Raw genomic sequence first — 14,666 nt, 5'->3', positions numbered from 1 at the left:
GAACTTCCTTTTTATCAACAGGATACACCTAAAAAGGAAAAACTTAAACGGAAAAAGCTTGATATTACAAGGAAAAATAGATTTTTCTATACAAAAAAACCGAAGCTCCGATTTTTACCGGACTTCGGTTTTTTGTTATCTTTTCTGGGAAATAACGAGGTGGCGATTTTCGCCTTCACCCATTGAATACGTTTCGATCTGCTGATTTGCATATCTGGAAAGAGCATCATGAATGATTTTTCTTTCACTGGACGGCATCGGTTCTAAATGAACATCTTTTTTCGTTTTCAAAACCTGGTCTGCCAGTCTCACAGCCAGCTGACTCAGCGTCTCTTTCCTTTTCAAACGGTAGTTTTCTGCATCTACCGTCACATTTAAATACTGATCTGAATAACGATTAAGGACAAGCTGGGTCAAAGTTTGAAGTGCATTTAAGGTTTGTCCTCTTTTTCCAATTAACAATGCCGCTTTTTCACCCGTTATATGGAAAATCACTGCCTTTTTGCTTTCTTTTACAGTCACATCAGACTTTCCGGCAATGGATTCGGCAATTCTTTCAAGATACATCTTTGTTTCCTGAATCGGATCAAATTTTTCAGCCAGCTTCACGATTGCCGGCTTTTTGCCGAATATACCAAGAAAACCTTTGTTTCCCTCTTCAATAACGGTAATTTCAACTTCATCCTTCGTTAATTGCAGTTCTCGTAATCCGGACTGTACTGCTTCATCGACATTTCGCCCTGCAGCAGTCACATTCCTCACTTTTTCTTTCCTCCGGCTTTTTGCGGCTGAGGATCTTTTTTAATATCAGGCCCTTTAATGAGGAAAGTTTGCGCAATCATAAACAAGTTACCGACTACCCAATAAAGAGAAAGCGCCGCCGGGAAGTTGATCGCAAACACAATGATCATAATCGGCATAATCCAAAGCATCATTGCCATTTGCGGATTTTGCTGCGCATTGCCCGCCATCATTAATTTTTGCTGTACGAAAGTGGCAACACCGGCAACAATCGGAAGAATATAGAAAGGATCTTTTTCTCCTAAGTCAAACCATAAGAAACTGTGCTCTGAAATCGCCTGTGTTCTCATGATCGCATGATAGAATCCGATTAAAATCGGCATTTGAATTAAAATCGGGAAACACCCTGCCAATGGGTTGACGCCATGCTTTTGAAATAAAGCCATTGTTTCCTGCTGAAGTTTTTGCTGCGTTTTTTGATCCTTTGAGCTGTATTTTTCTTTGAGCTTTTGCATTTCCGGCTGTAAAGCCTGCATCGCTTTCGAGCTTCTCAGCTGCTTGATCATCAGCGGCAAAATTAATAAACGGATTAAAATTGTAACAATAATAATTGACAGTCCATAGTTGTCTCCCGTCAATTTCGCAACATACGTAATGAGCTCAGACAATGGAAATACTACGTACTTGTCCCAAAAATGCGGACTATCTGCAGTGATCGGCTCTTTGACACTCGAGCATCCAGCCAATAGCATGAATACGCCGACCATACTTAATAGCAACCATATTCTCCTTTTCAACAACATTTCCTCCTATAATCATTCTTTACACTCTCTTATTACAAAACATACTTGTATGTATTTTAGCATCTTTCAGTTTTAAATGGTGTCTTTTTCTGATCAACCAGAAAGGAAGCGCTTTTAAAAGTTTTAAGAAAGCAGTGGCATCTACTTTTTTGACGAAGTTTTCTTATATAATGAGGCCTTCCTGAATAAATGCTGCAGACTTTTTTTCGTTTCCTCAAATGTCAGCTGACTTGCTGGTTTTCTGGCGATAATAATGTAATCCTTTTGCTTCAGTCTGTCTCTCTCTTCTAGAAAAGCTTGCCGGATCAAACGTTTTATCCGATTTCGCATTACTGCATTGCCAATTTTTTTGCTGACGGAAAGGCCAACGCGCAGCTCATCGTTTTCAGGCTGATCAAGCGTATATAAGACAAACTGGCGATTCGCTACTGATGTGCCATGCTTGAACACTTTTTGAAAATCTTCATTTTTCTTTAAACGATTTCGCTTCTTCAAATTGACTCACTCCGATACTGGCTGGCAGAAACTTTTAATTTTATTTGAAAATGAGATGCGCAGAGACAGGGAGATCCCCCTGCTCATACACATCACATATATCTTTTCCCTTAAAGTGAAAAAAGACCACTGACATTATTCAGTGGCCTAAGCTGATAATACTTTTCTGCCTTTGCGGCGACGGCGTGCTAAAACTAGACGACCGTTTTTTGAACTCATACGGCTTCTGAAGCCATGAACTTTACTGCGTTTACGGTTATTCGGTTGGAATGTTCTTTTCATTTATGACACCTCCCTCGAGGAATAGCTGTTAAAGACAGTCTTACTTATTATATTTGCGTTACCTATTCATTGTCAACTTCACTAGTGCTTTTATTTCTTGCAACCATAATAGGATACCATACCTTCTCGACTTTCGAAACCTTATTTTTCAGATTCCTGAAATTAACGAAAAAAAAGTCCTGATTCAATTAACATTCTGAGCTGAAAATACGCGATGTGGATATCTTTTTCCCCTTTTTTCAATATCCACAAAGGTTATCGACAACATTTTCACACCGCCAACCCCTGTGGACAATTTTTTTCAACAGGTTGTCCGCTTTGTGGATAAGATTGTGACAACCATTGCAAGCTCTCGTTTAATTTGGTATTATATTTGTGTTTTAACTCTTGATTACTAATCTTGCTTTCACTCATTATCCACAAACTGTGGATAACTTGTGGATTGATTTCACACAGCATGTGTAGAAAGTTGTCCACAAGTTGTGAAATTTGTCGAAAAGCTATTTATCTACTATATTATATGTTCTCAACATTTAATGTGTACGAATGGTTACCGCCATTTGCTCTTTTTTTGTGTTCTATAACAGGAAAAGACGTTATTTTCTTAGAAAAGGAGGGACGTGCCGGAAGATGGAAAATATATTAGACCTGTGGAACCAAGCCCTTGCTCAAATCGAAAAAAAATTGAGCAAACCGAGTTTCGAGACTTGGATGAAATCAACGAAAGCCCACTCACTGCAAGGAGATACATTGACAATTACCGCTCCTAATGAATTTGCCAGAGACTGGCTGGAGTCCAGATACTTGCATCTCATTGCAGATACTATATATGAATTAACCGGGGAAGAATTGAGCATTAAGTTTGTCATTCCTCAAAATCAAGATGTCGAAGACTTTATGCCAAAACCGCAAGTCAAAAAAGCGGTAAAAGAAGATACATCTGATTTTCCTCAAAATATGCTCAACCCAAAATATACATTTGATACTTTTGTCATCGGATCTGGAAACCGATTCGCTCACGCAGCTTCCCTGGCAGTAGCGGAAGCACCTGCAAAAGCATACAACCCTTTATTTATCTATGGGGGCGTTGGCTTAGGGAAAACACACTTAATGCATGCGATCGGCCATTATGTAATAGATCATAATCCTTCTGCCAAAGTGGTTTATCTGTCTTCTGAGAAATTTACTAACGAGTTCATCAACTCTATTCGAGATAATAAAGCAGTTGATTTTCGCAATCGCTACCGAAATGTTGATGTGCTTTTGATAGATGATATTCAATTTTTAGCCGGGAAAGAACAAACGCAAGAAGAATTTTTCCATACTTTTAACACGCTGCACGAAGAAAGCAAACAAATCGTCATTTCAAGTGATAGACCGCCTAAAGAAATTCCGACACTTGAAGACAGATTGCGTTCACGATTTGAATGGGGTCTGATTACAGATATCACGCCTCCTGATTTAGAAACGAGAATTGCGATTTTAAGAAAAAAAGCCAAAGCGGAAGGCTTGGATATTCCGAACGAGGTTATGCTTTATATCGCAAATCAAATCGACAGCAACATTCGGGAGCTGGAAGGGGCGTTAATCAGGGTCGTTGCTTATTCATCTTTAATTAATAAAGATATTAATGCCGATCTGGCCGCTGAGGCATTAAAAGATATTATTCCTTCCTCAAAACCGAAAGTGATTACAATAAAAGAAATCCAGAGAGTAGTAGGCCAGCAATTCAATATTAAGCTTGAGGATTTCAAAGCAAAAAAACGGACAAAATCGGTAGCATTCCCGCGTCAAATCGCTATGTACTTATCGAGAGAAATGACTGACTCCTCTCTCCCTAAAATCGGAGAGGAATTCGGAGGACGTGACCATACAACCGTTATTCATGCGCATGAAAAAATTTCAAAACTGCTGGCAGATGATGAACAGCTTCAGCAGCATGTAAAAGAAATTAAGGAACAGCTTAAATAATAGGGCCGGGGATAAATCGGGAGAAGTGTGAATAACTTTTCTAAAGTCATGCACAGTCTGTCCACATGTGGATAGGCTGTGTTTCCTGTCTTTTTCACAACTTATCCACAAATCCACAAGCCCTACTATTACTTCTACTACTTTTTTTAAAAAAAATATATATATTAAACATTATCCGTTAGGAGGATAAAAATGAAATTTACGATTCAAAAAGATCGTCTTGTTGAAAGTGTCCAAGATGTATTAAAAGCAGTTTCATCCAGAACTACAATTCCGATTTTGACCGGAATTAAGATCGTTGCCTCAGATGAAGGGGTATCTTTTACTGGAAGTGATTCAGATATTTCCATCGAGTCTTTTATTCCAAAAGAAGAAGGAGATAAAGAAATCGTTACGATTGAACAGCCAGGCAGCATTGTATTACAAGCCCGCTTCTTTAGTGAGATTGTAAAAAAACTCCCGATGGCAACTGTAGAAATCGAAGTGCAAAATCAATATCTGACGATTATCCGCTCTGGAAAAGCCGAATTTAACCTAAATGGGCTTGATGCCGATGAGTATCCGCACTTGCCGCAGATTGAAGAGCATCATGCGATTCAGATTCCTACGGATTTATTAAAAAACCTAATTAGACAAACAGTGTTTGCGGTGTCCACCTCAGAAACACGCCCTATCTTGACAGGTGTAAACTGGAAAGTGGAGAAAAGTGAATTATTATGCACTGCAACGGATAGCCACCGTTTAGCTTTAAGAAAAGCGAAACTTGATATTTCAGAAGACAGATCCTATAACGTCGTGATTCCGGGTAAGAGCTTAACTGAACTCAGCAAGATTTTGGATGACAACCAAGAACTTGTAGATATCGTCATTACAGAAACCCAGGTTCTGTTTAAAGCAAAAAACGTCTTGTTCTTCTCACGCCTGCTGGATGGAAATTATCCGGATACAACCAGCCTTATTCCGCAAGAGAGCAAGACAGAAATCATTGTGAACACAAAAGAATTCCTTCAGGCGATTGATCGTGCATCTTTATTAGCCAGAGAAGGACGCAATAACGTGGTGAAGCTTTCTGCAAAACCTGCTGAATCAATTGAGATTTCTTCTAATTCACCTGAAATCGGAAAAGTGGTGGAAGCGGTTCTTGCGGATCAAATCGAGGGTGAGGAATTAAATATCTCATTTAGTCCAAAATATATGCTGGATGCATTAAAGGTGCTTGAAGGAGCAGAGATACGTGTAAGCTTTACAGGAGCTATGAGACCTTTCTTAATTCGCACGCCGAATGATGAAACAATCGTACAGCTTATCCTCCCTGTCAGAACCTATTAATCCGATATACGGCTGCCGACCTGCTCGGCAGCTTTTCTATTCGTAATCTGCTCCGTCAAGTTTTCCCTTTCCCTAATTCGTTTTTTTTTAGTACAATTAGATATTAGTGATATTTGAAAGAGGTCGATATAATGGCAAATCCGATTTCTATTGATACAGAGATGATTACACTCGGGCAATTTCTGAAATTAGCCGATGTGATTCAGTCAGGCGGCATGGCAAAGTGGTTTTTGAGCGAGCATGAAGTGCTTGTGAACAATGAGCCGGACAATCGCCGCGGCAGAAAGCTGTATGTTGGAGATGTGGTAGAGATTGAAGGATTTGGTTCATTTCAAGTCGTCAATTAAAGCGGGTGACACTGATTGTATATCCAGAACTTAGAACTGACATCTTACCGCAACTATGAACATGCTGAACTTCAATTTGAAAATAAAGTAAATGTGATCATTGGAGAAAATGCTCAGGGGAAAACAAACCTCATGGAAGCGATCTATGTCTTGTCCATGGCAAAATCGCATCGGACTTCAAATGACAAAGAACTTATCCGGTGGGACAAAGACTATGCTAAAATAGAGGGAAGAGTGATGAAGCAAAACGGAGCGATCCCGATGCAGCTCGTCATCTCCAAAAAGGGTAAAAAGGGCAAGGTCAATCATATCGAACAGCAAAAGCTCAGCCAGTATGTCGGCGCCCTCAACACCATCATGTTTGCACCGGAAGATTTAAACCTTGTAAAGGGAAGCCCTCAAGTGAGACGGAGATTTCTTGACATGGAAATCGGCCAAGTTTCTCCTGTCTACCTGTATGACCTTTCTCTTTACCAGAAGATTCTTTCCCAGCGAAATCATTTTTTGAAACAGCTGCAAACAAGAAAACAAACTGACAGAACAATGCTTGATGTTCTGACTGATCAGCTTATTGAAGTTGCCGCAAAAGTCGTCGTAAAACGTCTGCAGTTCACGGCACAGCTCGAAAAATGGGCGCAGCCTATCCATTCGGGCATCTCAAGAGGGCTTGAGGAATTGACGCTGAAGTACCATACGGCGCTTGAGGTATCAGATCCTGAAGACTTGTCGAAAATAGGAGATAGCTATCAAGAAGCGTTTTCTAAATTAAGAGAAAAAGAAATCGAGCGCGGCGTCACGCTGTCTGGACCTCATCGGGATGATGTTCTTTTCTATGTGAACGGACGCGATGTGCAGACGTATGGGTCTCAAGGACAGCAGCGGACGACGGCATTATCCCTTAAGCTGGCTGAGATTGACCTGATCCATGAAGAAATCGGAGAATATCCCATTTTACTATTGGATGATGTGCTGAGTGAACTGGATGATTATCGCCAATCGCACTTGCTTCATACCATCCAGGGCCGTGTACAAACGTTTGTCACAACGACAAGCGTTGATGGCATTGATCACGAAACCTTACGGCAAGCAGGAATGTTCCGTGTGCAAAACGGTACGTTAGTGAAGTGAAGAAATGAGGTGGGCAATTGTATATTCATTTAGGTGATGATTTTGTGGTTTCAACACGCGATATTATTGGCATTTTTGATTTTAAAGCCAACATGTCGCCAATTGTTGAAGAATTTCTGGAAAAACAGAAACACAAGCTGGTGCCTTCCGTAAACGGCACACCCAAATCTATCGTAGTCACGGTTCAGAATATATATTACTCTCCCTTATCTTCCAGCACATTAAAAAAACGTGCGCAATTTATGGTTGAAATAGATTCTTAGTGATTTTTTATAACGAATATATTGTTTAAGAAAAGTGTAGGTGAATAACGTGGCTATGGAACAGCAGCAAAATAGTTATGATGAAAATCAGATACAGGTACTAGAAGGATTGGAAGCTGTTCGTAAAAGACCGGGGATGTACATCGGTTCAACCAACAGTAAAGGCCTTCACCATCTGGTATGGGAAATTGTCGACAATAGTATTGACGAAGCCCTGGCCGGTTATTGTACAGATATCAATATCCAAATTGAAAAAGACAACAGCATTACGGTAATTGATAATGGCCGCGGGATTCCAGTCGGTATTCATGAGAAAATGGGTCGTCCTGCGGTTGAAGTCATTATGACTGTGCTTCACGCCGGCGGAAAATTTGACGGAAGCGGATATAAAGTGTCCGGAGGTTTGCACGGTGTAGGTGCCTCGGTCGTTAACGCGTTATCAACAGAGCTTGATGTGACTGTTCACCGTGACGGAAAAATCCATCGCCAAGTCTATAACCGCGGTGTCCCGGTTTCTGATCTTGAAGTTATTGGCGAAACGGATCATACAGGAACGACTACACACTTTGTTCCAGATCCTGAAATCTTCACGGAAACAACTGAGTATGAATATGATCTGCTTGCTAACCGTGTTCGCGAATTAGCCTTTTTGACAAAAGGCGTAAACATCACGATTGAAGATAAACGTGAAGGCCAAGAGCGCAAAAATGAGTATCATTACGAAGGCGGAATTAAAAGCTATGTAGAGTATTTAAACCGCTCCAAAGAAGTTGTCCATGAAGAGCCGATTTATATTGAAGGCGAAAAGGACGGCATTACGGTTGAAGTCGCTCTGCAATACAATGACAGCTACACAAGCAATATTTACTCATTTACAAACAATATCAACACGTACGAAGGCGGTACCCACGAAGCTGGTTTTAAAACGGGGCTGACTCGTGTCATCAATGATTACGCCAGAAAAAAAGGACTCATAAAAGAAAATGATCCAAACTTAAGCGGAGATGATGTGAGAGAAGGGCTTACCGCGATTATCTCGATCAAACACCCGGATCCGCAGTTCGAAGGCCAAACGAAAACAAAACTAGGCAACTCAGAGGCGCGGACGATCACAGATACGTTATTTTCTGCGGCGTTGGAAACATTTATGCTGGAAAATCCAGATGCGGCAAAAAAAATCGTTGACAAAGGTTTAATGGCAGCAAGAGCAAGAATGGCTGCGAAAAAAGCGCGTGAATTAACGCGCCGCAAAAGCGCTTTGGAGATTTCAAACCTTCCCGGTAAATTAGCGGACTGCTCTTCGAAAGACCCGAGCATCTCCGAGTTATATATCGTAGAGGGTGACTCTGCCGGAGGATCTGCAAAACAGGGACGTGACAGGCATTTCCAAGCCATTTTGCCGCTAAGAGGTAAAATCCTAAACGTTGAAAAAGCAAGGCTTGATAAAATTCTTTCTAACAACGAAGTTCGTTCTATGATTACTGCACTCGGCACAGGTATCGGGGAAGATTTCAACTTGGAAAAAGCCCGTTATCACAAAGTCGTCATTATGACAGATGCCGACGTTGACGGCGCGCACATCAGAACATTGCTGTTGACGTTCTTTTACAGATATATGCGTCAGATTATCGAAAATGGCTACGTGTACATCGCGCAGCCGCCGCTCTACAAAGTCCAGCAGGGTAAACGTGTTGAATATGCATACAATGACAAGCAGCTTGAGGAATTGTTGCAAACTCTTCCTCAAACGCCTAAGCCTGGATTGCAGCGTTACAAAGGTCTAGGTGAAATGAATGCCACCCAGCTTTGGGAGACAACAATGGACCCGGGCTCAAGAACGCTTCTGCAGGTGACTCTAGAGGATGCAATGGATGCGGATGAAACTTTCGAAATGCTGATGGGAGACAAAGTAGAACCGCGCAGAAATTTCATAGAAGCAAATGCGAGATACGTGAAAAATCTCGATATCTAATAATAAAAAGCCTTATTTCCAATAAGAAATAAGGCTTTTTTCTGAACGGGACAGGACACAGGAATTCTTGTAAAACCTATATATTCTAGTAATTTAATGTGTATAAGTATAAGTTTATTGATATAATGGAGAATAGTGAAATCGTATTGAAGATCATAATGGACAATCTACTCCCACATAATTTCATGTGATACTTCAGGGAGGTTTTTTAATGAGTGAACAAAACACACCAAAAGTTCGTGAAATAAATATCAGTCAGGAAATGCGCACGTCCTTTTTGGATTATGCGATGAGCGTTATCGTATCCCGGGCGCTTCCGGATGTGCGTGACGGTTTAAAACCGGTTCACAGACGGATTTTATACGCGATGAATGATTTAGGCATGACGAGTGACAAGCCGTATAAAAAATCGGCTCGTATCGTCGGAGAAGTTATCGGGAAATACCATCCTCACGGTGATTCAGCGGTATATGAATCTATGGTCAGAATGGCGCAGGATTTCAACTACCGTTATATGCTGGTGGACGGTCACGGAAACTTTGGTTCTGTAGACGGAGACTCAGCCGCTGCGATGCGGTACACCGAAGCCAGAATGTCTAAGATCGCCATGGAAATTCTGCGAGACATCACAAAAGACACGATTGATTATCAAGATAACTATGATGGTTCAGAGAGAGAACCTGTTGTCATGCCGTCAAGATTCCCAAACCTGCTTGTAAATGGAGCAGCCGGTATTGCAGTCGGAATGGCTACAAATATACCGCCGCACCAGCTTGGAGAAATTATTGACGGAGTGCTTGCCGTAAGCGAGAACAAGGACATAACAATCCAAGAGCTGATGGAATTCATTCCTGGACCGGATTTCCCGACTGCCGGACAAATTTTAGGCAGAAGCGGAATTCGCAAGGCATATGAATCCGGAAGAGGTTCTATTACGATTCGGGCAAAAGCAGAAATTGAAGAAACTTCGTCAGGGAAAGAAAGAATTTTAGTAACAGAACTCCCTTATCAGGTGAATAAAGCACGTCTAATTGAGAAGATTGCTGATCTTGTCAGAGATAAGAAAATTGAAGGAATAACTGATTTGCGTGATGAATCTGACCGTAACGGTATGCGGATTGTCATTGAAATCAGACGAGATGCCAATGCGCATGTTATCCTAAACAATCTTTACAAACAAACGGCCCTGCAAACTTCCTTCGGGATTAACATGCTGGCGCTTGTTGACGGTGAGCCGAAGGTATTAAATTTAAAGCAATGCCTGGTGCATTATCTAGATCACCAAAAAGTTGTTATCAGACGCCGTACTGCTTATGAATTGCGTAAAGCGGAGGCGAGAGCGCATATCTTGGAAGGATTAAGGATTGCTCTCGATCATCTTGATGCAGTTATTTCCCTTATCCGTAACTCTCAAACGGCTGAAATTGCGAGAACAGGGTTAATTGAACAATTCTCGCTGACCGAAAAACAAGCCCAAGCTATTCTAGACATGAGGCTCCAGCGTTTAACAGGGTTGGAACGAGAAAAGATTGAAGAAGAATACCAATCCCTTATTAAATTAATTGCAGAGCTTAAAGAAATCTTGGCCAATGAAGAAAAAGTGCTTGAGATCATCCGTGAAGAGCTCACAGAAATTAAAGAGCGTTTCAACGATGAAAGACGCACTGAGATTGTTACTGCCGGCCTTGAAACAATTGAAGATGAAGATCTCATCGAAAGAGAAAACATCGTTGTCACTCTGACGCATAACGGATATATCAAACGTCTGCCTGCTTCGACTTACCGCAGTCAAAAGCGCGGAGGAAAAGGCGTTCAGGGAATGGGGACAAACGAAGATGATTTCGTTGAACATCTGATTTCTACTTCAACACATGACACGATTCTCTTCTTCTCCAACAAAGGGAAAGTGTATCGTTCAAAAGGGTATGAAATTCCTGAATACGGTAGAACCGCTAAGGGAATCCCGATTATCAATCTGTTGGAGGTAGAAAAAGGTGAATGGATTAACGCAATAATCCCAGTCACTGCATTCGAAGAAGATCTCTATCTCTTCTTCACAACAAAACATGGGGTTTCAAAACGCACTTCACTGTCTCAGTTTGCTAATATCCGTAACAACGGCTTAATTGCGCTGAGCCTGCGTGAAGATGATGAATTAATGGGTGTCCGGCTTACTGACGGCACAAAACAAATCATCATCGGAACGAAAAACGGCTTGCTGATTCGTTTCTCTGAAACAGATGTTAGGGAAATGGGAAGAACAGCGGCAGGCGTAAAAGGCATCACCCTTACTGACGACGATATTGTCGTAGGTATGGAAATATTAGAGGAAGAATCTGATGTCCTTATCGTGACCGAGAAAGGTTACGGTAAACGAACTCCGGCTGAAGAATACAGAACTCAGAGCCGAGGCGGAAAAGGGCTGAAAACATGTAAAATCACGGAGAACAACGGCCATTTAGTAGCGGTGAAAGCTACCAAAGGTGAAGAGGATCTGATGATTATTACTGCCAGCGGTGTACTGATCAGAATGGATATCAATGATATCTCAACTACCGGACGCGTAACTCAAGGTGTACGTCTCATCAGAATGGCGGAACAAGAGCATGTGGCCACAGTCGCATTAGTTGAGAAAAACGATGATAATGAAGAAAATGAGCAAGAAGAGACACAAGAAAGTTAAGAAAAAGCGCGGCTATACCAGCTGCGCTTTTTTATATCAAAAACTCTTTACAGTGAGAAGATTTATGGTATAATCATTTCTGTTGTCTTTTAAAAGACATAGACATTACTAGATGAAAACATTTTTTAAAAAAGTGTTGACCTAGTTAACTAAAAATGTTACTATTAAGTAGTCGCTTCGAGAGAGGCACACAAAGTTCTTTGAAAACTAAACAAGACAAAACGTACCTGTTAATTCAAGTTTTATTATAAATCGCACAGTGATGTGCGTAGTCAGTCAAACTACTTTATCGGAGAGTTTGATCCTGGCTCAGGACGAACGCTGGCGGCGTGCCTAATACATGCAAGTCGAGCGGACAGATGGGAGCTTGCTCCCTGATGTTAGCGGCGGACGGGTGAGTAACACGTGGGTAACCTGCCTGTAAGACTGGGATAACTCCGGGAAACCGGGGCTAATACCGGATGCTTGTTTGAACCGCATGGTTCAAACATAAAAGGTGGCTTCGGCTACCACTTACAGATGGACCCGCGGCGCATTAGCTAGTTGGTGAGGTAACGGCTCACCAAGGCAACGATGCGTAGCCGACCTGAGAGGGTGATCGGCCACACTGGGACTGAGACACGGCCCAGACTCCTACGGGAGGCAGCAGTAGGGAATCTTCCGCAATGGACGAAAGTCTGACGGAGCAACGCCGCGTGAGTGATGAAGGTTTTCGGATCGTAAAGCTCTGTTGTTAGGGAAGAACAAGTACCGTTCGAATAGGGCGGTACCTTGACGGTACCTAACCAGAAAGCCACGGCTAACTACGTGCCAGCAGCCGCGGTAATACGTAGGTGGCAAGCGTTGTCCGGAATTATTGGGCGTAAAGGGCTCGCAGGCGGTTCCTTAAGTCTGATGTGAAAGCCCCCGGCTCAACCGGGGAGGGTCATTGGAAACTGGGGAACTTGAGTGCAGAAGAGGAGAGTGGAATTCCACGTGTAGCGGTGAAATGCGTAGAGATGTGGAGGAACACCAGTGGCGAAGGCGACTCTCTGGTCTGTAACTGACGCTGAGGAGCGAAAGCGTGGGGAGCGAACAGGATTAGATACCCTGGTAGTCCACGCCGTAAACGATGAGTGCTAAGTGTTAGGGGGTTTCCGCCCCTTAGTGCTGCAGCTAACGCATTAAGCACTCCGCCTGGGGAGTACGGTCGCAAGACTGAAACTCAAAGGAATTGACGGGGGCCCGCACAAGCGGTGGAGCATGTGGTTTAATTCGAAGCAACGCGAAGAACCTTACCAGGTCTTGACATCCTCTGACAATCCTAGAGATAGGACGTCCCCTTCGGGGGCAGAGTGACAGGTGGTGCATGGTTGTCGTCAGCTCGTGTCGTGAGATGTTGGGTTAAGTCCCGCAACGAGCGCAACCCTTGATCTTAGTTGCCAGCATTCAGTTGGGCACTCTAAGGTGACTGCCGGTGACAAACCGGAGGAAGGTGGGGATGACGTCAAATCATCATGCCCCTTATGACCTGGGCTACACACGTGCTACAATGGACAGAACAAAGGGCAGCGAAACCGCGAGGTTAAGCCAATCCCACAAATCTGTTCTCAGTTCGGATCGCAGTCTGCAACTCGACTGCGTGAAGCTGGAATCGCTAGTAATCGCGGATCAGCATGCCGCGGTGAATACGTTCCCGGGCCTTGTACACACCGCCCGTCACACCACGAGAGTTTGTAACACCCGAAGTCGGTGAGGTAACCTTTATGGAGCCAGCCGCCGAAGGTGGGACAGATGATTGGGGTGAAGTCGTAACAAGGTAGCCGTATCGGAAGGTGCGGCTGGATCACCTCCTTTCTAAGGATATTTACGGAATATAAGACCTTGGGTCTTATAAACAGAACGTTCCCTGTCTTGTTTAGTTTTGAAGGAACTTTGTTCCTTGAATAAGTTAAGATGGGCCTGTAGCTCAGCTGGTTAGAGCGCACGCCTGATAAGCGTGAGGTCGGTGGTTCGAGTCCACTCAGGCCCACCATCTTATACAAATGGGGCCTTAGCTCAGCTGGGAGAGCGCCTGCTTTGCACGCAGGAGGTCAGCGGTTCGATCCCGCTAGGCTCCACCAACGTGTTCTTTGAAAACTAGATAACAGTAGACATCACATTCAATTAGTAACACAAGATATCACATAGTGATTCTTTTTAACGGTTAAGTTAGAAAGGGCGCACGGTGGATGCCTTGGCACTAGGAGCCGATGAAGGACGGGACGAACACCGATATGCTTCGGGGAGCTGTAAGCAAGCTTTGATCCGGAGATTTCCGAATGGGGAAACCCACCACTCGTAATGGAGTGGTATCCATATCTGAATTCATAGGATATGAGAAGGCAGACCCGGGGAACTGAAACATCTAAGTACCCGGAGGAAGAGAAAGCAAATGCGATTCCCTGAGTAGCGGCGAGCGAAACGGGATTAGCCCAAACCAAGAGGCTTGCCTCTTGGGGTTGTAGGACACTCTATACGGAGTTACAAAGGAACGAGGTAGATGAAGAGGTCTGGAAAGGCCCGCCATAGGAGGTAACAGCCCTGTAGTCAAAACTTCGTTCTCTCCAGAGTGGATCCTGAGTACGGCGGAACACGTGAAATTCCGTCGGAATCCGGGAGGACCATCTCCCA

At 43.1% G+C, this 14,666-nt stretch carries 11 protein-coding genes, 2 tRNA genes and 2 rRNA genes (1 of these 15 cut by a window edge); 11 read left to right on the top strand and 4 right to left on the bottom strand.

All coding sequences use genetic code 11. The features are described from left to right. Window positions 1–135 precede the first annotated feature (135 nt). The 4 genes from jag to rpmH form a co-directional block, all read right to left on the bottom strand. Window positions 136–762 (bottom strand): RNA-binding cell elongation regulator Jag/EloR, encoded by a 627-nt coding sequence (gene jag, locus DIC78_RS10240; protein WP_106019926.1) that lies wholly within the window; start codon window positions 760–762, stop codon window positions 136–138. After that, window positions 759–1,544, bottom strand: coding sequence for a YidC family membrane integrase SpoIIIJ (gene spoIIIJ, locus DIC78_RS10235; protein WP_081638392.1), 786 nt, complete (start codon window positions 1,542–1,544; stop codon window positions 759–761). The genes jag and spoIIIJ overlap by 4 nt, the downstream gene beginning before the upstream one ends. A 141-nt stretch (window positions 1,545–1,685) precedes the next feature. After that, entirely contained in the window at window positions 1,686–2,039 is a 354-nt protein-coding gene (gene rnpA / locus DIC78_RS10230) for a ribonuclease P protein component (RefSeq protein ID WP_024123579.1), read from the bottom strand. Window positions 2,040–2,186: 147 nt separating this feature from the next. Continuing rightward, complete coding sequence (rpmH, locus tag DIC78_RS10225) at window positions 2,187–2,321, bottom strand: 50S ribosomal protein L34 (RefSeq protein WP_003178075.1); 135 nt, start codon at window positions 2,319–2,321, stop codon at window positions 2,187–2,189. 630 nt (window positions 2,322–2,951) lie between these two features. On the opposite strand from rpmH, the gene dnaA reads away from it, so the two are divergent. From dnaA to DIC78_RS10165, 11 genes are all read left to right on the top strand, one after another. Then, window positions 2,952–4,292 carry a chromosomal replication initiator protein DnaA gene (dnaA, locus tag DIC78_RS10220; protein WP_003242674.1) on the top strand — a complete coding sequence of 447 codons (1,341 nt, stop codon included), beginning with the start codon at window positions 2,952–2,954 and terminating at the stop codon, window positions 4,290–4,292. Window positions 4,293–4,484: 192 nt separating this feature from the next. After that, window positions 4,485–5,621, top strand: coding sequence for a DNA polymerase III subunit beta (dnaN, locus tag DIC78_RS10215; RefSeq protein ID WP_024123581.1), 1,137 nt, complete (start codon window positions 4,485–4,487; stop codon window positions 5,619–5,621). A gap of 131 nt (window positions 5,622–5,752) precedes the next feature. After that, window positions 5,753–5,968: a ribosome maturation protein RlbA gene (gene rlbA, locus DIC78_RS10210; RefSeq protein WP_003219264.1), complete on the top strand. Its 216-nt coding sequence runs from the start codon at window positions 5,753–5,755 to the stop codon at window positions 5,966–5,968. Between the two features lie 15 nt (window positions 5,969–5,983). Continuing rightward, window positions 5,984–7,096 (top strand): DNA replication/repair protein RecF, encoded by a 1,113-nt coding sequence (gene recF / locus DIC78_RS10205; protein WP_024123582.1) that lies wholly within the window; start codon window positions 5,984–5,986, stop codon window positions 7,094–7,096. A 17-nt stretch (window positions 7,097–7,113) separates the two neighbouring features. Next, the gene (gene remB / locus DIC78_RS10200; protein ID WP_024123583.1) at window positions 7,114–7,359 is read left to right on the top strand and encodes an extracellular matrix regulator RemB; all 246 of its coding nucleotides are present in this window, start codon (window positions 7,114–7,116) and stop codon (window positions 7,357–7,359) included. Between the two features lie 55 nt (window positions 7,360–7,414). Continuing rightward, on the top strand, window positions 7,415–9,331 hold the full coding sequence (gyrB, locus tag DIC78_RS10195) for a DNA topoisomerase (ATP-hydrolyzing) subunit B (RefSeq protein ID WP_024123584.1): 1,917 nt from the start codon (window positions 7,415–7,417) through the stop codon (window positions 9,329–9,331). 211 nt (window positions 9,332–9,542) lie between these two features. Continuing rightward, on the top strand, window positions 9,543–12,014 hold the full coding sequence (gene gyrA, locus DIC78_RS10185; protein ID WP_024123585.1) for a DNA topoisomerase (ATP-hydrolyzing) subunit A: 2,472 nt from the start codon (window positions 9,543–9,545) through the stop codon (window positions 12,012–12,014). A 286-nt stretch (window positions 12,015–12,300) separates the two neighbouring features. Next, window positions 12,301–13,850, top strand: a 16S ribosomal RNA gene (locus DIC78_RS10180). A 101-nt stretch (window positions 13,851–13,951) separates the two neighbouring features. After that, window positions 13,952–14,028, top strand: a tRNA-Ile gene (locus DIC78_RS10175). Between the two features lie 12 nt (window positions 14,029–14,040). Next, window positions 14,041–14,116: transfer RNA gene (locus DIC78_RS10170), tRNA-Ala, on the top strand. Window positions 14,117–14,197: 81 nt separating this feature from the next. Then, window positions 14,198–14,666, top strand: a 23S ribosomal RNA gene (locus tag DIC78_RS10165) (it continues 2,459 nt past the right edge of the window). Together the 16S and 23S rRNA genes with 2 tRNA genes alongside form the textbook arrangement of a ribosomal RNA operon.

The organism is Bacillus halotolerans (assembly GCF_004006435.1).
In the GTDB taxonomy this organism is placed as follows: Bacteria; Bacillota; Bacilli; order Bacillales; family Bacillaceae; genus Bacillus; species Bacillus halotolerans.
This window is presented reverse-complemented; position numbering and strand designations above follow the sequence as displayed.